This window comes from Streptomyces sp. DSM 40868 (assembly GCF_011820545.1).
Lineage (GTDB): Bacteria > Actinomycetota > Actinomycetes > Streptomycetales > Streptomycetaceae > Streptomyces > Streptomyces eurythermus.
The window spans coordinates 2992276-3011412 of sequence record NZ_CP050504.1 but is presented as its reverse complement, the minus strand read 5'-3'; the positions used below and the strand labels follow the sequence as shown (position 1 = coordinate 3011412).

19 protein-coding genes are annotated in these 19137 nt (G+C 71.1%); 11 read left to right on the top strand and 8 right to left on the bottom strand.

Going from position 1 to position 19137, the window contains the following annotated elements; all coding sequences use genetic code 11:
* The first annotated feature begins 53 nt into the window (after positions 1-53).
* Complete coding sequence (locus tag HB370_RS13590; protein WP_030776869.1) at positions 54-710, top strand: pirin family protein; 657 nt, start codon at positions 54-56, stop codon at positions 708-710.
* A 22-nt stretch (positions 711-732) separates the two neighbouring features.
* On the opposite strand, the gene HB370_RS13585 is transcribed toward HB370_RS13590, so the two are convergent.
* Positions 733-1554, bottom strand: a complete 822-nt coding sequence (locus HB370_RS13585) for a serine hydrolase domain-containing protein (RefSeq protein ID WP_030776866.1) — start codon at positions 1552-1554, stop codon at positions 733-735.
* A gap of 19 nt (positions 1555-1573) precedes the next feature.
* Positions 1574-2059: a GNAT family N-acetyltransferase gene (locus HB370_RS13580; protein WP_030776863.1), complete on the bottom strand. Its 486-nt coding sequence runs from the start codon at positions 2057-2059 to the stop codon at positions 1574-1576.
* A 96-nt stretch (positions 2060-2155) separates the two neighbouring features.
* On the opposite strand from HB370_RS13580, the gene HB370_RS13575 reads away from it, so the two are divergent.
* Together HB370_RS13575 and HB370_RS13570 are read left to right on the top strand one after the other, a co-directional pair.
* On the top strand, positions 2156-2620 hold the full coding sequence (locus HB370_RS13575; RefSeq protein ID WP_030776861.1) for a MerR family transcriptional regulator: 465 nt from the start codon (positions 2156-2158) through the stop codon (positions 2618-2620).
* Positions 2617-3633, top strand: a complete 1017-nt coding sequence (locus tag HB370_RS13570; protein WP_030776859.1) for an aldo/keto reductase — start codon at positions 2617-2619, stop codon at positions 3631-3633. The genes HB370_RS13575 and HB370_RS13570 overlap by 4 nt, the downstream gene beginning before the upstream one ends.
* A gap of 1024 nt (positions 3634-4657) precedes the next feature.
* On the opposite strand, the gene HB370_RS13565 is transcribed toward HB370_RS13570, so the two are convergent.
* From HB370_RS13565 to HB370_RS13555, 3 genes are all read right to left on the bottom strand, one after another.
* A complete protein-coding gene (locus HB370_RS13565; RefSeq protein ID WP_030776856.1) occupies positions 4658-5506 on the bottom strand; it encodes a DUF4429 domain-containing protein in 849 nt (282 codons plus the stop codon).
* 66 nt (positions 5507-5572) lie between these two features.
* Entirely contained in the window at positions 5573-6790 is a 1218-nt protein-coding gene (locus HB370_RS13560; RefSeq protein WP_030776853.1) for an alpha/beta hydrolase, read from the bottom strand.
* A gap of 103 nt (positions 6791-6893) precedes the next feature.
* Positions 6894-7520: a TetR family transcriptional regulator gene (locus HB370_RS13555; RefSeq protein ID WP_030776850.1), complete on the bottom strand. Its 627-nt coding sequence runs from the start codon at positions 7518-7520 to the stop codon at positions 6894-6896.
* Between the two features lie 125 nt (positions 7521-7645).
* Here HB370_RS13555 and HB370_RS13550 point away from each other — a divergent pair, with 125 nt between their 5' ends.
* A complete protein-coding gene (locus HB370_RS13550; RefSeq protein ID WP_030776848.1) occupies positions 7646-9265 on the top strand; it encodes an MFS transporter in 1620 nt (539 codons plus the stop codon).
* 224 nt (positions 9266-9489) lie between these two features.
* Positions 9490-9798, top strand: a complete 309-nt coding sequence (locus tag HB370_RS13545; RefSeq protein ID WP_063766405.1) for a hypothetical protein — start codon at positions 9490-9492, stop codon at positions 9796-9798.
* Here the strand turns inward: HB370_RS13545 and HB370_RS13540 are convergent.
* Positions 9795-10595 carry a potassium channel family protein gene (locus HB370_RS13540; protein ID WP_051815313.1) on the bottom strand — a complete coding sequence of 267 codons (801 nt, stop codon included), beginning with the start codon at positions 10593-10595 and terminating at the stop codon, positions 9795-9797. The two genes, HB370_RS13545 and HB370_RS13540, sit on opposite strands and share 4 nt — an antisense overlap.
* Before the next feature lie 160 nt (positions 10596-10755).
* Positions 10756-13503 (bottom strand): pyruvate dehydrogenase (acetyl-transferring), homodimeric type, encoded by a 2748-nt coding sequence (gene aceE / locus HB370_RS13535; RefSeq protein ID WP_030776839.1) that lies wholly within the window; start codon positions 13501-13503, stop codon positions 10756-10758.
* A 410-nt stretch (positions 13504-13913) separates the two neighbouring features.
* On the opposite strand from aceE, the gene HB370_RS13530 reads away from it, so the two are divergent.
* From HB370_RS13530 to HB370_RS13505, 6 genes are all read left to right on the top strand, one after another.
* A complete protein-coding gene (locus HB370_RS13530; RefSeq protein WP_030776836.1) occupies positions 13914-14351 on the top strand; it encodes a DUF3052 domain-containing protein in 438 nt (145 codons plus the stop codon).
* A gap of 156 nt (positions 14352-14507) precedes the next feature.
* Complete coding sequence (locus HB370_RS13525) at positions 14508-14966, top strand: peroxiredoxin (RefSeq protein WP_030776834.1); 459 nt, start codon at positions 14508-14510, stop codon at positions 14964-14966.
* A gap of 136 nt (positions 14967-15102) precedes the next feature.
* A complete protein-coding gene (locus HB370_RS13520; protein WP_030776832.1) occupies positions 15103-15678 on the top strand; it encodes a TerD family protein in 576 nt (191 codons plus the stop codon).
* A 104-nt stretch (positions 15679-15782) separates the two neighbouring features.
* On the top strand, positions 15783-16361 hold the full coding sequence (locus HB370_RS13515; RefSeq protein ID WP_030776829.1) for a TerD family protein: 579 nt from the start codon (positions 15783-15785) through the stop codon (positions 16359-16361).
* A gap of 75 nt (positions 16362-16436) precedes the next feature.
* Positions 16437-17576, top strand: coding sequence for a DUF475 domain-containing protein (locus HB370_RS13510; protein WP_030776827.1), 1140 nt, complete (start codon positions 16437-16439; stop codon positions 17574-17576).
* 88 nt (positions 17577-17664) lie between these two features.
* On the top strand, positions 17665-18396 hold the full coding sequence (locus HB370_RS13505) for a Tellurium resistance (RefSeq protein WP_030776825.1): 732 nt from the start codon (positions 17665-17667) through the stop codon (positions 18394-18396).
* A gap of 21 nt (positions 18397-18417) precedes the next feature.
* On the opposite strand, the gene HB370_RS13500 is transcribed toward HB370_RS13505, so the two are convergent.
* Positions 18418-19122: a TerD family protein gene (locus tag HB370_RS13500; protein ID WP_030776823.1), complete on the bottom strand. Its 705-nt coding sequence runs from the start codon at positions 19120-19122 to the stop codon at positions 18418-18420.
* Positions 19123-19137: the final 15 nt, after the last annotated feature.

Below are 19137 nucleotides of genomic sequence, written 5' to 3'. Positions count from 1 at the left end.
ACCGGGCCCGCCTGCGGCCCGGTCCGTACCGCGGGGCTACCGTGGGGGCCGTGATGACGGACGTACGGCGCGCCGGTGAGCGCTATCGCGGCGGGGACCCCGGGGCCGGGATCGACACCCGGCACGCCTTCTCCTTCGGACCGCACTACGACCCCGACAACCTTCGGTTCGGCGCGCTGATCGCGTGCAACGAGGAGCGGCTGGCCCCCGGCGCCGGTTTCGACGAGCACCCGCACAGCCACACCGAGATCGTCACCTGGGTCGTCGAGGGCGAGCTGACCCACCGCGACTCGGCCGGGCACGAGACCCGGGTCGGCCCCGGGGACGTGCAGCACCTGAGCGCGGCGGCGGGCGTGCGGCACGTGGAACGCAACGACGGCCCGGCCCCGCTGACCTTCCTCCAGATGTGGCTGACCCCCCGGGAGCCCGGCGGCACCCCGTCCTACACCCTCGTCCCGGCCGCCGAGGGGCCCGTCAGGTACGCGGTCCCGGCCGCGGGCGCGGTGCTGCACGTACGGCGGCCGGGGGCCGGGGAGCGGACGGCGGTGCCGGACGCGCCATGGGTGTACGTCCATGTGGTGCGCGGCACGGTCCGGCTGGCCGGGGCGGAGCTGGGCCCCGGCGACGCGGCGCGGATCACCGGCGCCGAGGGGCTCCAGGCACTGGCGACGGCGCCGGCGGAACTGCTGCTGTGGGAGATGACGCCGTAGCGCCCGGGGGCCGTGGCCGTCGTCAGCCGCGCAGTTCCGCGAGGACCGCGTCCGTGAGGGCCGGCCACGCCTCGATCGCCCAGGGGCCGAACGCGCGGTCGGTCAGGGCGACCCCGGCCGCCCCGGCGTCCGGGTCGATCCACAGGAACGTGCCCGACTGCCCGAAGTGCCCGAACGTGCGCGGCGAGGAGGAGGCGCCCGTCCAGTGCGGGGTCTTGCCGTCGCGGATCTCGAAGCCCAGGCCCCAGTCGTTCGGGTTCTGGTGCCCGTACCCGGGCAGGACGCCCTTGGTCCCCGGGTACTGCACGGTCATCGCCGCCGCCACCGTCCGCGGGTCCAGCAGCCGGGGCGCCTGCACCTCCGCCGCGAACCGCAGCAGGTCCTCGACCGTCGACACCCCGTCCTTCGCCGGCGAGCCCTCCAGCGACGTGGCCGTCATGCCCAGCGGCTCCAGCACGGCCTGGCGCAGGTACTCCGCGAACGGGATGTCCGTGGCCTTGGCGATGTGGTCCCCGAGCTGCTCGAACCCGGCGTTGGAGTACAGCCGCCGGTCCCCGGGCGGGGCCGTGACCCGGTGCTCGTCGAAGGCCAGCCCCGAGGTGTGCGCGAGGAGGTGACGGACCGTCGCCCCGGGCGGACCGGCCGGCTCGTCCAGCTCGATCGCGCCCTCCTCGTAGGCGACGAGCGCCGCGTAGGCCGCCAGCGGCTTGGTGACGGAGGCCAGCGGGAAGCGGTGCCCGACGGGGCCGTGCGTCCCGAGGACGGTTCCGTCGGCTCGTACGACCCCCGCCGCGGCGGTGGGGACGGGCCAGTTCTCGATCAGCGCCAGGCTCTGCAACGACATGCGTCCGAGCCTATGCGGCTCACAGCGACAGCCGCATCGACGGGTCGGGATCCCGGGTGAAGCCCAGCGCGGTGTACAGCGGCTCGGCCTCCGGCGAGGCGTTGAGCAGCACGTGTCCGGCGCCGCGCGCCCGGAACCAGGCCAGCAGTTCCTCCATGCAGGCGCGCGCGTAGCCCCGCCTGCGGGCGTCCGGGTCGGTCGCCACGCTGAAGACGTACCCGACCCGGCCGTGCGGATTGCCGGGCTTGCCGATGCGGTACTCCACGGTTCCCGCGACCAGCGCGGCCAGCGACCCCGGCCGGTCCGGGTGGTCCACGACGAACGCGGCGAAGTCCCCCTCCTCCTTCGCGAGCCGCTCGCGCAGCTCCGGCAGCGACTCGGCCTGCCAGCCGGCCGCTCCGGCACCCCCGGCACCCCCGTCGCCCCACAGGGAATCGATCATGATCTGGCGCAGCCGCAGCACTTCCCCGGCATCATCGGGCCGGGCCCGTCGTACGAGACTCATGGGGCGCAGGCTAACCACCGCCACCGGGCCCGGTCCTGGGGATTTCTTACCGGTCCGGCTTGCTTGGAGTGCACTCCAACGCCATAGCGTGGGGGCATGACGGTGATGCAGACCACGCCAGCGGCCACCGAGCACGCCACCCCCGCCGACATCTGCTCCGCCCCTCCCCGGCGCCACCCCCGCCCAGACGGCCAGGACCGCTACACGATCAGCGAGGTCGTCGTGTTCACCGGTCTGACCGCGCACACCCTGCGCTGGTACGAGCGGATCGGGCTGATGCCGCACGTCGACCGCTCGCACACCGGCCAGCGCCGCTACCGCAACCGCGACCTGGACTGGCTGGACTTCGTCACCAAGCTCCGGCTGACCGGTATGCCGGTGGCGGACATGGTCCGGTACGCGGAGCTGGTCCGGGAGGGCGAGGACACCTACGCGGAGCGGCAGGCCCTGCTGGAGTCGACCCGCCGGGACGTCCTGAACCGGATCGCCGAACTGCGCGACACGCTCGCCGTACTCGACCGCAAGATCAGTTTTTACGCCACGGAGGGGACCACTCGATGACCGACGCCAGGATTCCGACGGTACGGCTCGGCACGGACGGGCCGGAGGTCGGTGTGCAGGGCCTCGGCTGCATGGGCATGAACTTCGGCTACGGCCCGACGGACGCCGGGCAGGCCCGTGCCGCGCTGGACCGGGCGCTGGAGCTGGGCGTCACGCTGTACGACACGGCGGACGCCTACGGTGCCGGGGAGAACGAGCGGTTCCTCTCGCCGTTCTTCAAGGCGCACCGGGACGAGGTGGTCATCGCCACCAAGTTCGCCCTGTCCATCCCGCCGGACGACCCGACCAAGCGCATCATCCGCAACGACGCGCCCTACATCCGCGAGGCGGTCGAGGCCAGCCTGAAGCGGCTGGACGTCGATGTGATCGACCTGTACTACATGCACCGCCGCGATGTGAACGTCCCCATCGAGGAGACCGTCGGCACGATGGCGGAGCTGGTCCGCGAGGGCAAGGTCAAGCACCTCGGGCTCAGCGAGGTCACCGCGGACGAGCTGCGCGCCGCGCACGCCGTGCACCCGATCGCGGCCGTGCAGTCGGAATGGTCGCTGTTCAGCCGGGACATCGAGGCCAGGGTCGTACCGGCCGCGCGGGACCTGGGCGTGGCCCTGGTGCCGTACTCGCCGCTCGGCCGCGGTTTCCTCACCGGCTCCTTCACCAACGCCGAGCAGGACCTGACGCCCGACGACTTCCGCCGCCAGCAGCCCCGCTTCACCGGCGAGAACGCGGCGGCCAACGCGGCCCTGCTGGAGCCGATCCGGGCGATCGCGGAGGCCCGCGGCGCCACGCTCGGCCAGATCGCCCTGGCCTGGGCGCAGCAGCGGGCGTCGGTCGCGGGCCTGCCCGTGGTGCCGATCCCGGGCACCCGCAAGCCGGGCCGGGTGGAGGAGAACGTGGCGGCGACCCGCATCACCCTGACCGAGGACGAACTCGCCACCCTCGAGCCGATCGCCTCCCGAGTCTCCGGCGACCGCTACCCGGACATGCGCTTCGCCTCGGCGGGCCGCGAGTAACGTCCGTCCGGCGCGCCCGCCGGGGCTGGCTGTGCGGCGGGGCCGGCCGTCTGGTGGGGCCGCCGTCCGGCGTGCCCGGCCGCCCGGTGGGGTTGGCCGTGCAGCGGGGCTGGCCTTCGGGTGGGACCCACGGCCTGGCGTGCCCGACCGTCGGCCGCCCGGCGGGGCTGGCCGTCCAGCGGGGTGGGCCTTCGGGTGGGGCCGACCGCCCGGCGTGCCCGACTGCCTGGTGGGGTTGGCTGTCCGGTGAGTCCGGCCCTCCGGTGAGCCCGCCGTCCGGCGGGGTTGGTCGTCCAATGCGGCCGACCGCTCGGTGGGGCTGGTTTTCGGGTGGGGCCAGCCGTCCGGTGTGCCCCGGCGGCCCGGTGGGGCTGGCCGGGACTCGCCGCCCGGCTGTAGGTGGGCCGGCCGTCCGCCGGGGCCGACCGCCCGGCGTGCCCGGCTTTCCGGCGGGGCTGATCGCTCGGCGTGCCCGGTCTTCCGGCGGGGCTGATCGCTCGGCGTGCCCGGCTTTCCGGCGGGGCTGATCGCTCGGCGTGCCCGGCTTTCCGGCGGGGCTGATCGCTCGGCGTGCCCGGCTTTCCGGCGGGGCTGATCGCTCGGCGTGCCCGGCTTTCCGGCGGGGCTGATCGCTCGGCGTGCCCGGCTTTCCGGCGGGGCTGATCGCTCGGCGTGCCCGGCCTTCCGGCGGGGCTGCCGCCTTGGTGTGCCCGGCCGTTCGGCGGGGTCGACTACCCGGCGGGGCCGGCTTTCCGGCGCGCCCGGCTTTCCGTCGGGCCGACCGCCCGGCGGACCGGCTGTCCGGTGCGCTTGGCCGTTCGGCGGGGCCGATCGCCCCGCGGGGCCGGCTTTCCGGCGGTCCTGCCGCCCAGGTGTGCCCGGCCGCCCAGGTGTGCCCGGCCGTCCGGCGCGCCCGGCCACCCGGTGGGTTCGGTCGCTCAGTGTGCTCGGCCGTTCGGTGGGGCCTGGCCGTTCGGTGGGGTCTGGCGGTCCGTTGGGTCGGGACAGGGAGCCGGGCGGGGGGTCACAGTTCTGCGAGGAGTTCCGCCTTCTTGGTGGTGAACTCCTCGTCGGTGACCAGGCCGGCCTGGTGGAGTTCGCCGAGGTGGCGGATCCGTTCGGCGATGTCGGCGGGGTCGCGCCGGGCCGGGGCCGGTGGCGTGGGTACCGGCCCACGGGTGCGCGCGGCGGCGAGGACCGCCGCGGCGAACGGCAGTGACTCGTGCACCGGGCCGTAGCCCAGCCCGAAGACGACGGCCGCCGGGTCCTGGTCGGGCTGCGCGGGCGCCGCCGGGCCGGCCGTCCGCCGGATCAGCCGCAGATGGCCCTCGAAGACCTCCGGCGAGCGCCACTCCACCCCGCTCAGCTCGGCCACCGCGAAGCTCTGGTCGCCGGCCTTCCACTTCGTCGAGGACGCCCCCGTCCAGGACCAGCGGAACTGCACGGACGTCCCGTCGAAGGACGCCTTGCCGTCGTACGCCTTGAACTGCAGGGGCGCCTCGGGCGCCGCGACCAGGTGCCGGTCGGCGGGGCCGGACTCGGTGAGCAGCCCCTTCAGCTCGTCGGCGTAGTACTCGGCGAGGGTCTCCCGCTCGGCCGGCAGCACCAGCCGGTAGGGGTCGGAGCCCTCCTTCAGCTGCCCGTCGGCCGCCTCCATCAGCGGATCGGCGCCGGGGCGCGGCCGCAGGCACAGGACGACCGTCCCGCGTCGGCCCGGGCCGAGGGTCACGCCCTCGACCGCGGCCAGCGGGATCCGCCGCTCGCCCAGCGCCTGGAACAGCTTCGGTGTTCGAATCCCCCGTTCGTAACGGATGAGCACGGAGTCGGACTCGAACTCCCAGACGGCATGAAATCCCGCCAGTACGTCACCCATGCGGCTCATCGTATGCGGCACGTGTCCCTCCGTCGCCACCCTCGCGGACCGCACTTCCTGCTGTTTCTACGCGCGTTGGGCCGTCGGCGTGCCGGACAGACCGGACCGGCACGCATCGTCCTCCCGTGCGCACGTCACCTCGCCGTACGCGCCCACCCCGACCTCGGCGAGATTGCGCAGGCTGTCCGTGCCGGGCTGGAAGTAACCGCTGTGGCCCTCGGCGTCCCGGGCCGACAGCACCCGCGCGCCGAACCCCGAGGACACCGGGTCGGCGCCATGGCCGAGCCCGCCCAGCTCCAGGTAGGGCACATCGCGCACCCAGTCGCTGGCGTCCCGCATGGCCCACACCCGGGCCGTCGTGCCGAGGTCGGCCGCGCTGGCGGCGCGCATGCCGGGGCTCGCGGCCACCGCCAGGTCGGCGACCCGGCGGGGCATGCCGCGCGCGGCCACCCCGCAGAGCACCGAGCCGTAGCTGTGGCAGAACATCGACACCGGGGCCCGGCCGGGCAGGGCGCGCAGCAGCGCGTTCAGCCGTACGGCGCCCTCCTCGGCGCGCAGTCCGGTGGCCGCGTCGACCCCGAGCCCGTCGGGGGAGGTGTAGTCGGCCCAGGCGATCACCGCCGTACGGGTCGAGGGGCGCGCCGCGCGCTCGGCCGCGTAGAGCGCCTTGGCCATGCCGACCGGGGCGCTGTAGGGGCGGCTGGTGCGCTGGAAGGTGAGCAGGTCGGTGTCGACGCCGGGGACGACGACCGAGATCCGCCGGGCCGCGCCGAGGTCGCCGAACACCTCGGCGATCCGGCCGGAGCCCTCGGGGTCGAAGGCCAGGATCTGCCGGCCGTCGCTCAGCAGGGACTCGTAGCGGTGCATCCGCCGGCCCGCGTCCTGCTGGCCCGCGGTGCTGAGCCGGCCGTCGTGCATGCGGGCGCGCTCGGTCCTGCGGGCCTGGTCCAGCGCGAGGTGGTTGGCCCGGTAGCGCAGGGAGACCGGGGCCCCGTTCATGTTGCCGACCGCGAGCGGGTAGCGGCGGGCCAGCCGGTCGCGGTCGCCCGGGGTGAGTGAGCCGAAGAAGCGGGCGAGCCGGGTGGGGGCGGCGTCGGGGTCCGGCAGGCGCAGGCCGTGCAGGTGACCGTGGCGCCACTCGGCGAGGGAGGCCGCGAGCGCCGACGACTCCCGGTGGGTGCGCAGGGCGGTCCAGCCGGTGGTCGCGAGCATCACGAACACCACGGCCAGCGCCAGCAGGGCGCGCCAGATGCTGAGCTGTGGGGAGGTGTCGAAGGAAGTCACTGGGAGGACACCCTAGGAGAGCGAGCGGGTCTCGGGGTAACCGAGTGACGGGGATCACGTTTCGGCGGGCGATGGTGAGAGAGACGGCGATCTGCCAACGATCTCAGGTGGTCCGCCAGTTTCCGGTCAGCGCCGAACCCACCTGATCGAGGTACGACGTGGTGAGCGTCCGGATCAGCTCGGGCCCGGGGTCCTCGCTCGTGCACCACTGCCGTTCGGTGACGCGCATCACCCCGGCGAACACGGCCACCGCCAGCCGGGGCCGGGGGTCGCCGTCCACGTCGACGCCCTCCCGCTCGGCCAGCACCCGCGCGAGGGTCTCCTCCATCGCGGCCAGCCGGCGCAGCCGGGCGGCGAGCAGCGCGGGCTCGGCCTCGATCGTGCGGTACATGCCCAGGTGCAGCTCGACCGGCACGACCGACTCGACGGTCTCGCGCATCTCGTCCCAGCTCTCCAGGAACGCCTGGCGCAGGGCCCGCATCGGCGTCTCGTGCGGCGGTCGCGCCCGTACGGCCGCCACGAACGCGGCCTCCGCCATGTCCTGGACCGCGAAGGCCACGTCCTCCTTGCCCGCGAAGTAACGGAAGAAGGTGCGCTGCGAGACGTCGACGGCATCGGCGATCTCGTCGACGGTGGTGCGCTCGTAGCCCTGCGTGGTGAACAGTTCGAGAGCGGCCCGCAGCAGCGATTCCCGTGTACGCCGCTTCTTCCGTTCCCGCAGCGTCTCCATGGCCACTCTCCTGTGAACGCGGGCGGAACCTCCGTCCGGCCCTGATCTGACCCCCATTTTTCGTGTCAGTAACCGACTAGTGATTTGGTTTGTCAACTGTCAGCGGCTGTCACTAATCTGAGTGTATGACTAGTCAGACCACCATCGGCGCGACGGGACCGGGGGACAAAACGCCGGCGTCCCCGTCCGGGCCGCAGCCGGCCGCGGGCCTGCGCGGCCACCCGTGGCTCACGCTGATCACCGTCGCCGTAGGGGTCATGATGGTGGCCCTCGACGGCACCATCGTGGCCATCGCCAACCCGGCCATCGGCAAGGACCTGCACGCCAGCTGGGCGCAGTTGCAGTGGATCACCAACGCCTACTTCCTGGCGCTCGCGGTCTCCCTGATCACCGCCGGCAAGCTCGGCGACCGCTTCGGTCACCGGCAGACGTTCCTGATCGGCGTCACCGGCTTCGCCGCCGCCTCCGGTGCCATCGGACTGTCCGACAGCATCGCCGCGGTCGTCACCTTCCGTGTCTTCCAGGGACTGTTCGGCGCGCTGCTGATGCCGGCCGCGCTCGGCCTGCTGCGCGCGACCTTCCCGGCCGAGAAGCTCAACATGGCGATCGGCATCTGGGGCATGGTCATCGGCGCCTCCACCGCCGGCGGCCCGATCCTCGGCGGTGTCCTCGTCGAGCACGTCAACTGGCAGTCGGTGTTCTTCATCAACGTGCCGGTCGGCGCCCTCGCCCTGCTGCTGGGCCTGCTGATCCTGCTCGACCACCGCGCCCAGAACGCCCCGCGCTCCTTCGACCTGCTCGGCATCGCCCTGCTCTCGGGCGCGATGTTCTGCCTGGTCTGGGCCCTCATCAAGGCCCCGGCCTGGGGCTGGGGCAACGGCAAGACCTGGCTGTTCCTCGTCGCCTCGCTGGTCGGCTTCGCCCTGTTCGCCGTCTGGGAGAAGCGGGTGAAGGAGCCGTTGATCCCGCTGGCGTTGTTCCGCTCGGTCGCGCTGTCCGCGGGTGTCGTCCTGATGGTGCTGATGGCCATCGCGTTCATGGGCGGCCTGTTCTTCGTCACCTTCTATCTGCAGAACGTCCACGGCATGAGCCCGATCGACGCGGGCCTGCACCTGCTGCCGCTGACCGGCATGATGATCGTCGGCTCCCCGCTGGCCGGTGCCCTCATCACCAAGGCCGGCCCGCGGATCCCGCTGGCGGGCGGCATGGCCGTCACCGCGATCGCCATGTACGGCATGTCCACGCTGGAGGAGAACACCGGCAGCGGCCTGATGTCCGTCTGGTTCGCCCTGCTCGGCCTCGGCCTCGCCCCGGTCATGGTCGGCGCCACGGAGGTCATCGTGGGCAACGCCCCGATGGAGCTGTCCGGTGTCGCGGGCGGCCTCCAGCAGGCGGCCATGCAGATCGGCGGCAGCCTCGGCACGGCCGTGCTGGGCGCGGTGATGGCCTCCAAGGTCGACCACACCCTCGCCGACAACTGGGCGGACGCCGGGCTGCCGAAGCTGCCCCCGCAGCAGCTGCACCAGGCGGCCGAGGCGGTCCAGCAGGGCGTCGCCCCGGTGACCAAGGACACCCCGGCACCCATAGCCGAGAAGATCACCGAGGTGGCCCACCACACCTTCATCGACGGCATGAGCCTCGCCTCCCTCGTGGCGGCGGGCGTGGCCGCGGTCGCCGTCCTCGTCGCGCTGCTCACCAAGCGCGGTGCGAACGCGGAGGCGGGCGCGGGCGTGGGCCACATCTGACGGCCCCTTCCGAGCGGAGTTCGCCTATCAGGGTGACTCCGCTCAAGATCGCTGGCTCCCGGCGCGCGCCGCAGGTCACAGTGGGTCAACTCCTCCGCAGGACATGGGAGGACCACCGGGCCGCGGCGCGCGCTGTCGGAGGGGGACAGCGCGCCCGGTCTGCTCCGGCGCAACCGGGGTACTCGCACCCTGAAGCCGAACTGTCCAGATGCCTCAGGGAGTTGATGATGGCTGGCTTCGGGCACGGAACACGCGGGTACCCCCGGTCGCGTGGCCGGACGTGGTCACACACCGGGCCGGACCGCGCGACGCTCGGGATCATCGGCGCCATCTGCGCGGTGGCCGGCTTCTTCGCGCTGGGGATCGTCCTCGGTCCCGTCGCGATCTTCTGCGGCTGGCAGTCCATGGGCCGCAGCTGGTCCGGCGAACGCAATGTACCGGCGCTGGTGGCCCTGGTCCTGGGCGCCATCGACACCCTGCTCGCCGCCATCGCCCTCGCGGGCGCGGCGACCTGGGGCAACGGCCTTCTCTAGGAGGCCCGCGGCTCGTTGCCGGGCGCGGGGGAGCTGTTGCCTACGGCGCAGCCCTCCGCGTCCCTTCGGGGTTCCGCCTCCGTCAGCCGCGCCACCTCGGCGCGCAGCAACCGCACCTCCTCGGCCAGCGCGGCGATGGCCTCCGTCTGCCGCCGCTCCTCCACGTCGTCCTTCTCGAACCGCGAGATGAACCACGCGGCGATGTTGGCGGTGACGACACCGAGCAGGGCGATCCCGGACAGCATCAGCCCGACCGCGATCATCCGCCCCAGACCCGTCGTCGGCGCGTGATCGCCGTACCCCACGGTCGTCATCGTCGTGAACGACCACCACACCGCGTCACCCAGCGTCCGGATGTTCCCGTGCGGTGACTCGCGTTCCACGGACAGCACCGCCAGCGAGCCGAACATCAGCAGGCCGATCACGGCCCCGACGACATACGTGGTCAGCCGGATCTGCGGAGCCATCCGCGCCCGCCGGCCCACCAGCAGCAGCGTCGACACCAGCCGCAGCAGCCGCAGCGGTTGCAGCACCGGCAGGACGACCGCGCACAGGTCGGGCCAGTGCCGTCGTACGAACGTCTTCCGGTGCGGGGCGAGCGCCAGCCGGACCAGGTAGTCCAGGGCGAACGCCCCCCACACCACCCACTCGACGCCCGTGCACACGGCCGTCAGGGACCGCCCGGCGGAGGCGTCCACGATGGGCACCGCGTAAGCGACGGCGAAAGCCACCGCGAGCCCCAACAACGGCCGTTCGGTGAACCGCTCCCACCGCGCCTGCGCGGACAGCTGCTCCATGGCGTAATCGTAAAGAAACCGTAAGTACAGCGCCCCGACAGGGGCGCGGGGAACTGCGCGCTCAGCCCACCACCGGCCCGCACCTTCCCCGCGACCCCTTGCCGGCCGAAGCGGAGTGATGGGGGCGCCCCCGCTCGAGCGCAGCCGAGAGCGGGGGAGGCTACGCGTCGCCCCCGGCCACCCCCGGATCCGCCGCCGAGACGTCCAGCAACCGGTACCGGTCGATGGCCTGCTTCAGCACGGACCGGTCGACCTTCCCCTCCCGCGCCAGCTCCGTCAGCACCGCCACCACGATCGACTGGGCGTCGATGTGGAAGAAGCGGCGCGCGGCACCCCGGGTGTCGGCGAAGCCGAACCCGTCGGCGCCCAGGGACTGGTACGGCCCGGGCACCCAGCGCGCGATCTGGTCCGGAACCGATCGCATCCAGTCGGACACGGCCACGAACGGTCCCTCCGAGCCGCCGAGCTTGCGCGTCACGAACGGCACCCGCTGCTCCTCCTCCGGATGCAGCAGGTTGTGCTGCTCGCAGGCCACGGCCTCGCGGCGCAGCTCGTTCCAGGAGGTCGCCGACCACACGTCCGCCCGGACGTTCCACTCCTCGGCCAGGATCCGCTGCGCCTCCAGGGCCCAGGGGACCGCCACGCCGGACGCCATGATCTGCGCCGGGATGGCGCCGCCGGTGGCCTCGCCGATCTTGTGGATGCCCTTGACGATGCCCTCGACGTCCACGTTCGGCGGCTCGGCCGGGTGCTGGATGGGCTCGTTGTAGACGGTGAGGTAGTAGAAGACGTCCTCGCCGTGCGGGTGCTCGGGCGAGCTGCCGTACATCCGGCGCAGGCCGTCCTGGACGATGTGCGCGATCTCGTAGGCGTACGCCGGGTCGTAGGCCACGCACGCCGGGTTGGTGGAGGCCAGCAGCTGGGAGTGGCCGTCCGCGTGCTGGAGGCCCTCGCCGGTCAGGGTCGTACGGCCGGCGGTCGCGCCCAGGACGAATCCGCGCGCCAGCTGGTCGGCCATCTGCCAGAACTGGTCGCCGGTGCGCTGGAAACCGAACATCGAGTAGAAGACGTACACCGGGATCAGCGGCTCGCCGTGCGTGGCGTACGCCGAGCCCGCGGCCATCAGCGAGGCCGTGCAGCCCGCCTCGGAGATGCCGTCGTGCAGCATCTGGCCGGTCGGGGACTCCTTGTACGCCAGCAGCAGCTCGCGGTCCACCGCCTCGTACTGCTGGCCCAGCGGGTTGTAGATCTTCGCGCTCGGGAAGAAGGAGTCCATGCCGAACGTACGGTACTCGTCCGGCGCGATCAGCACGAACCGCCTGCCGATCTCCTTGTCCCGCATGAGGTCCTTCAGGAGCCGGACGAAGGCCATGGTCGTCGCGATGGACTGCTGGCCCGTGCCCTTCTTCACGGTCGCGTACGCCTTGTCGTCCGGCAGGGCGAGCGGCTGCGAGCGCACGAGGCGCGTCGGGACGTAACCGCCGAGCGACCGGCGGCGGTCGTGCATGTACTGGATCTCCTCCGAGTCCCGGCCCGGGTGGTAGTACGGCGGCAGGCCGGACTCCAGCTCCCGGTCGGAGATCGGCAGGTGCAGCCGGTCCCGGAAGCGCTTGAGGTCGTCGACCGTCAGCTTCTTCATCTGGTGCGTGGCGTTGCGGCCCTCGAAGTTCGGGCCCAGCGTCCAGCCCTTGACCGTCTTGGCCAGGATGACCGTCGGCTGGCCCTTGTGCTCCTTGGCCGCCTTGAACGCGGCGTAGATCTTGCGGTGGTCGTGTCCGCCGCGGCCCAGGTGCAGGATCTGGTCGTCGGTCATGTTCTCGACCATCGCGCGCAGCCGGTGGTCGTCGCCGAAGAAGTGCTCGCGGATATAGGCCCCGGACTCGGTGGCGTACGTCTGGAACTGGCCGTCCGGGGTCGTGTTCATCTTGTTGACGAGGATGCCGTCCCGGTCCTGCGCGAGCAGCGGGTCCCAGGAGCGGTCCCAGATCAGCTTGATCACGTTCCACCCGGCGCCCCGGAAGACCGACTCCAGCTCCTGGATGATCTTGCCGTTGCCACGCACCGGGCCGTCGAGGCGCTGGAGGTTGCAGTTGACCACGAAGGTCAGGTTGTCCAGGCCCTCGCGGGCGGCCAGGGTGAGCTGGCCGAGCGACTCGGGCTCGTCCATCTCGCCGTCGCCGAGGAACGCCCACACGTGCGAGCGCGAGGTGTCCGCGATGCCGCGCGCCTGCATATAGCGGTTCATCCGCGCCTGGTAGATCGCCGAGAGCGGGCCGAGGCCCATGGAGACCGTCGGGAACTCCCAGAAGTCCGGCATCGAGCGCGGGTGCGGGTAGCTGGACAGGCCGTCCGGGTACTTCGATTTCTCCTGGCGGAAGCCGTCGAGCTGCTCGGCGGTGAGCCGGTCGAGCAGGTACGCGCGGGCGTAGATGCCGGGGGAGGCGTGGCCCTGGAAGAAGACCTGGTCGCCGCCGTCGCCCTCGTCCTTGCCGCGGAAGAAGTGGTTGAAGCCGACGTCGTAGAGCGAGGCGGAGGAGGCGAAGGTGGCGATGTGGCCGCCGACGCCGATGCCCGGGCGCTGGGCGCGGGAGACCATGACGGCCGCGTTCCAGCGGGTGGCGTTCAGGATCCGGCGCTCGATCTCCTCGTTGCCCGGGAAGAACGGCTCGCTCTTGGTGGGGATCGTGTTGACGTAGTCCGTGCTGCGCATCTCGGGCACGGCCACGCGCCTCTCGCGGGCCCGCTCGATCAGGCGCAGCATGAGATAGCGGGCCCGCTCCCGGCCGCGCTCGTCGACGGCGGCGTCCAGGGAGTCGAGCCACTCCCGGGTCTCTTCGGGATCGAAGTCGGGGACCTGACTCGGAAGGCCGCCAATGATGATCGGATTGCGATCGGATCCGGAAGCCACGCTGTTCCTTACCTGTCGGAGGGCCAGTTCTCGTTAACAGCTGCCTGCACCGTTCCCCATCGTGTACCTGGGGAACGCGTACGTCATCTCCACGGTCGTCTCCGCCGGCGCACCACCGGTCAAAACGCAACGATACGCCCGGGGTGTGACGTGCTTGGCAAAATTGTTCGAGCGACGTAACCCAGGATGATTCCGAACGGTGCAAACCGGGCACACCGGCGTGATGTGGGTGGGGGAAAAGCGCGATACGGTGCCAGGAGTTGCGACGACACGGCCGGGATCGTCACCGTTTCGACGGTCCCGACGGCCGGGTACTTGCGCGATCCGTCCCGCCCGTGTGGACTACGGCCAATGCTTCGCGCACGCGCGTGGCTGAGATACTCAACAAAGACATGATCAGGAGGCAACCCGTGAGCGCGACCGCGGACCACGCGGAGGAGCGGACGAACCCTGCCGCCAGGCTGGGGTTCCAGCCCGGGCAGGTGGTCCAGGAGATCGGCTACGACGACGACGTCGATCAGGAGCTCCGCGAGGCCATCGAGGAAGTCACCGGGACTGACCTCGTGGACGAGGACTACGACGACGTGGCCGACGCCGTTGTGCTGTGGTTCCGTGACGACGACGGCGACCTGACGGATGCGCTGGTGGATGCCACCACGTACATCGAGGAAGGCGGCGCCATCCTGCTCTTCACGCCGAAGACCGGCCGTGACGGGTATGTGGAACCGAGCGACATCCAGGACGCCGCCACGACGGCCGGCCTGACGGCGTCGAAGAGCGTCAGCGTCGGCAAGGACTGGAGCGGCTCGCGCCTGGCGACGCCCAAGGCCGCCAAGTCCAAGCGGTGACCGTCTGAGCTGACCGCCGGCCGGGCCGGGCCTTTGTCAGGGCCCGGCCCGGCCGCCGTGAACCCCTCGGTGACCGCTGCGTAGGGTGGACCCGAGCGCCGGTGTGCGCTCATGCGTCACTTCCACCCGAACAGTCCCCCGAAGGGATGCACGACGATGGCGATCCAGGTCGGCGACAAGGCACCCGACTTCGAGCTCAAGGACAACCACGGCCGGAGCGTGAAGCTCTCGGACTTCCGCGGTGAGAAGAACGTGGTCCTGCTCTTCTACCCCTTCGCCTTCACCGGCGTGTGCACCGGCGAGCTGTGCGAGCTGCGGGACAACCTGCCGAAGTTCACGGACCGCGACACCCAGCTGCTCGCCGTCTCCAACGACTCCGTCCCCACCCTGCGCGTCTTCGCCGAGCAGGAGGGCCTGGAGTACCCGCTGCTGAGCGACTTCTGGCCGCACGGCAACGTCTCGCGCGCCTACGGCGTCTTCGACGAGGACAAGGGCTGCGCCGTCCGGGGCACCTTCATCATCGACAAGGAGGGCGTCGTGCGGTGGACCGTGGTCAACGGCCTGCCGGACGCCCGTGACCTCGGCGACTACGTGAAGGCGCTCGACGCTCTGTGAGCCACGCGGGCCGACACCTGGGTTTCCTCGGCCCAAGCTGCGCGGCAGGCGGGAACCCGTCACTAGGATCGGCACGTTGATCCCATATCCGAAGCACGACGGGGCTCCCCGCCCCTGAACACCACATGGAGGACCCGTGGGAGTCAGCCTCAGCAAGGGCGGCAACGTATCGCTGACGAAGGAGGCCCCGGGCCTGACCGCGGTCATCGTCGGTCTGGGGTGGGACGTGCGGACCACGACCGGTACCGACTTCGACCTCGACGCGAGCGCGCTGCTGCTGAACAACGCCGGCAAGGTCATCAGCGACCAGCACTTCGTCTTCTTCAACAACCTCAAGAGCCCCGACGGCTCGGTGGAGCACACCGGTGACAACCTCACCGGTGAGGGCGAGGGCGACGACGAGCAGATCAAGGTGAACCTGGCCGGCGTCCCGGCCGACGTCGACAAGATCGTGTTCCCGGTGTCGATCTACGACGCCGAGAACCGCCAGCAGTCCTTCGGCCAGGTCCGCAACGCCTTCATCCGCGTCGTCAACCAGGCCGGCGGCGCGGAGATCGCCCGCTACGACCTGAGCGAGGACGCCTCCACCGAGACCGCCATGGTCTTCGGCGAGCTGTACCGCCACGGCACGGAGTGGAAGTTCCGCGCCATCGGCCAGGGCTACGCCTCCGGGCTGCGCGGCATCGCGCAGGACTTCGGCGTCAACGTCTGATCCCGGCAGCGTAACGACACCCGCAGTGTCCGGCGCCGCACCGTTTACGGGCGGCGCCGGACGCGCAGGAGAACCAAGGGAAGCACCACCAGGGGAGGATCAGCATGGGCGTCACGCTCGCCAAGGGAGGCAATGTCTCCCTCTCCAAGGCCGCACCGAACCTCACCAACGTCTTGATCGGGCTCGGCTGGGACGCGCGCTCCACCACCGGTGCCCCCTTCGACCTGGACGCCAGCGCGCTGCTGTGCGGCACCGGCAACCGGGTGCTGGGCGACGACTGGTTCGTGTTCTACAACCAGCTCAAGAGCCCCGACGGCTCGGTGGAGCACACCGGTGACAACCTCACCGGTGAGGGCGACGGCGACGACGAGTCGATCCTGGTGGACCTCGCCAAGGTCCCGCTCTCCTGCGAGAAGATCATCTTCCCGGTCTCCATCCACATGGCGGACGAGCGCGGCCAGACCTTCGGCCAGGTCTCCAACGCCTTCATCCGCGTGGTCAACCAGGCCGACGGCCAGGAACTGGCCCGCTACGACCTGAGCGAGGACGCCTCCACCGAAACCGCGATGATCTTCGGCGAGCTGTACCGGCACCAGGGCGAGTGGAAGTTCCGGGCGGTCGGTCAGGGGTACGCGTCGGGCCTGCGGGGCATCGCTCTAGACTTCGGAGTCAACGTTTCGTAAAGCCGCGTACGGCGCGGGGGAGAACTCTCCTCGGAATTCGTCCGGGAGGGGCCTCAACAGATGATGGGGTAGCCAGTGCTTCTCAAAACCTTCGGATGGTCCTTCGCGATCACCGTGCTCGGTCTGATCGCGGCGGCGTTCTACGGGGGGTGGACCGGCTTCGGGGTCGTGGCGATCCTGGCCATCCTGGAGATCTCGTTGTCCTTCGACAACGCGGTGGTCAACGCCGGAATCCTGAAGAAGATGAGCCCCTTCTGGCAGAAGATCTTCCTCACCATCGGTGTGCTCATCGCCGTGTTCGGCATGCGGCTGGTCTTCCCCGTCGTCATCGTCGCCATCAGCGCCAAGATGGGCCCGATCGAGGCCGTCGACCTCGCGATCAACAACAAGGAACGCTACGAGCAGCTGGTGACCGACGCCCACCCGGCGATCGCCGCGTTCGGTGGCATGTTCCTGCTGATGATCTTCCTCGACTTCATCTTCGAGGACCGGGACATCCAGTGGCTGCGCTGGCTCGAGCGGCCCCTGGCCAAGCTCGGCAAGGTCGACATGCTGTCGGTCTGCATCGCCCTGATCGTCCTGCTGGTCGCCGCCTTCACCGTCGCCACCCACGCCCACCAGCACGGCGGCATCCACGCCGACAAGGCCCAGACGGTGCTGATCTCCGGCATCGCCGGCCTGATCACCTACATGATCGTCGGCGGTCTCTCCGGCTACTTCGAGGACAAGCTGGAGGAAGAGGAGGAGCGCGAGCACGAGCAGGAGGAAGAGGCGGCCCGCAGCGGCAAGAAGAAGCCCGCGATCGTCCTGGCCGGCCAGGCCGCGTTCTTCATGTTCCTCTACCTGGAGGTCCTGGACGCGTCCTTCTCCTTCGACGGCGTGATCGGCGCCTTCGCCGTCACCAACGACATCGTCCTGATGGCCCTGGGCCTCGGCATCGGCGCCATGTACGTCCGTTCGCTGACCGTCTACCTGGTCCGCCAGGGCACCCTCGACGACTACGTCTACCTGGAGCACGGCGCCCACTACGCCATCGGCGCCCTCGCCGTGGTCCTGCTGATCACCATCCAGTACGAGATCCACGAGGTCATCACCGGCTCCATCGGCGTGATCCTGATCCTCGCGTCCTTCCTCTCCTCGGTCCGCCGCAACCGCGCCCTGGCCGCCGCGGGCGAGGGCAGCGGCACGAAGGCGGAGGTCTCCTCCGGGGTGTGACACCCCCGCCGGTGAGGAACGCTTCGAACGGGGCGGCCGACGCGGTCGGCCGCCCCGTCGGTGTCACAACAGGTACCTGGGGGCGGGAATGGGTTTCTTCGACGGACTGCTCGGCGGGCGCGCCGCGGCCTTCGACTCGGGCAACGCGGCCACCAACGCCATCGAGCTGACCAGGCGGCACCCGACGGTGTCCCTGACCAAGCAGGGCGCGGCCACCGGCAACCTGCGCGTCAACCTCACCTGGCGGATGCGGACCTCCGACTTCGGCTCGGGCCCCCGCACCAGCCTGTTGCGCCACCCCTTCAAGGCGCTGAAGCCGCCGGAGATCCTCGGCCACGGCCAGAGCATGGTCAACGTCGACCTCGACCTGGGCTGCCTGTACGAACTCGCCGACGGCACCAAGGGCGTCGTCCAGCCCCTCGGCGGCTACCTCGGCGACGTCAACGCGCCGCCGTACATCAAGCTCAGCGGCGACGACCGGTTCGGTTCCGGTTCCGGCGAGACGATGTACGTCAACCTCGACCACCGCGAGGGCATCAAACGGCTGCTGGTCTTCGTCTACATCTACGACCAGACGCCCGCCTTCGACCGCACCCAGGCCGTCGTCACCCTCTACCCGGGCAACGGCCCCCGCATCGAGATCGGCCTGGACGAACGCCACCCCCAGGCCCGCTCCTGCGCCGTGGTCCTCCTGGAGAACGTCAAGGACGAACTGATCGTCCGCCGCGAGGTCAAGTTCGTCTACGGCTTCCAGGGCGAACTGGACCGCCTCTACGGCTGGGGCCTCCAGTGGGGCAGGGGCTACAAGACGAAGGCGTAGGGGTGAAGGGGTCGCGTCCGCTCACCGCCCGATGAACTGAGGCCCTTGCGGCGGCATCCGGAAGTACCCGTCCCCCGCCGAAGCCGCCGGCACCGGCACAGGAACCGGCTGTGGATACCCGTACGCCGGCACCTCCGGAGGCAACGGCAGGGCGGACGTCGGCGGCTCCTCCGCCGCCGCCTCGGACTCGTCCACCGAGATGCCGAAGTCCGTCGCGAGCCCCTTCAGCCCGTTGGAGTAGCCCTCGCCCAGCGCCCGGAACTTCCAGCCGTCCCCGCGCCGGTACAGCTCACCGCAGATCAGCGCCGTCTCGGACCCGGTCTCCGGCTTGATGTCGAACCGGGCCAGCGGCTCGGCGTCGGCGGCCCCCGCGTCGTACAGCAGGATGCACAGCGCCGGCACCTGGTCGAAGGTGACCCCGTCGGCGGAGGCGACCAGCAGTATCCGGGAGACGCCCGGCTCGACCCCGGGCAGGTCTGTCTGGATCGTGTCGGTCAGCCCCTCGGCGACCCGCTTCTTGCCCAGCCGCCACACCTTCCCGGAGGGATGCCGGGGCTGGTTGTAGAAGACGAAGTCCTCGTCGGAGCGCACACGGCCGTCGGGCCCGAGCAGCAGCGCCGACACATCCACGTCCGGGACGCCCTGCCCGGGTGTCCAGCGCAGCACGGCGCGTACCGTGCCGGCCTCCAGCGGGACGTTCGACCCCTTCAGCATCGCGTGCGTCATGCGGTCATCCTGCCC

Bases quoted from the DNA above. Each gene is read 5' to 3' on its own strand.
- HB370_RS13590 (WP_030776869.1), top strand. From the start codon at position 54: ATGACGGACGTACGGCGCGCCGGTGAGCGCTATCGCGGCGGGGACCCC.
- HB370_RS13585 (WP_030776866.1), bottom strand. From the start codon at position 1,554: ATGTCGTTGCAGAGCCTGGCGCTGATCGAGAACTGGCCCGTCCCCACC.
- HB370_RS13580 (WP_030776863.1), bottom strand. From the start codon at position 2,059: ATGAGTCTCGTACGACGGGCCCGGCCCGATGATGCCGGGGAAGTGCTG.
- HB370_RS13575 (WP_030776861.1), top strand. From the start codon at position 2,156: ATGACGGTGATGCAGACCACGCCAGCGGCCACCGAGCACGCCACCCCC.
- HB370_RS13570 (WP_030776859.1), top strand. From the start codon at position 2,617: ATGACCGACGCCAGGATTCCGACGGTACGGCTCGGCACGGACGGGCCG.
- HB370_RS13565 (WP_030776856.1), bottom strand. From the start codon at position 5,506: ATGGGTGACGTACTGGCGGGATTTCATGCCGTCTGGGAGTTCGAGTCC.
- HB370_RS13555 (WP_030776850.1), bottom strand. From the start codon at position 7,520: ATGGAGACGCTGCGGGAACGGAAGAAGCGGCGTACACGGGAATCGCTG.
- HB370_RS13550 (WP_030776848.1), top strand. From the start codon at position 7,646: ATGACTAGTCAGACCACCATCGGCGCGACGGGACCGGGGGACAAAACG.
- HB370_RS13545 (WP_063766405.1), top strand. From the start codon at position 9,490: ATGATGGCTGGCTTCGGGCACGGAACACGCGGGTACCCCCGGTCGCGT.
- HB370_RS13540 (WP_051815313.1), bottom strand. From the start codon at position 10,595: ATGGAGCAGCTGTCCGCGCAGGCGCGGTGGGAGCGGTTCACCGAACGG.
- HB370_RS13525 (WP_030776834.1), top strand. From the start codon at position 14,508: ATGGCGATCCAGGTCGGCGACAAGGCACCCGACTTCGAGCTCAAGGAC.
- HB370_RS13515 (WP_030776829.1), top strand. From the start codon at position 15,783: ATGGGCGTCACGCTCGCCAAGGGAGGCAATGTCTCCCTCTCCAAGGCC.
- HB370_RS13505 (WP_030776825.1), top strand. From the start codon at position 17,665: ATGGGTTTCTTCGACGGACTGCTCGGCGGGCGCGCCGCGGCCTTCGAC.
- HB370_RS13500 (WP_030776823.1), bottom strand. From the start codon at position 19,122: ATGACGCACGCGATGCTGAAGGGGTCGAACGTCCCGCTGGAGGCCGGC.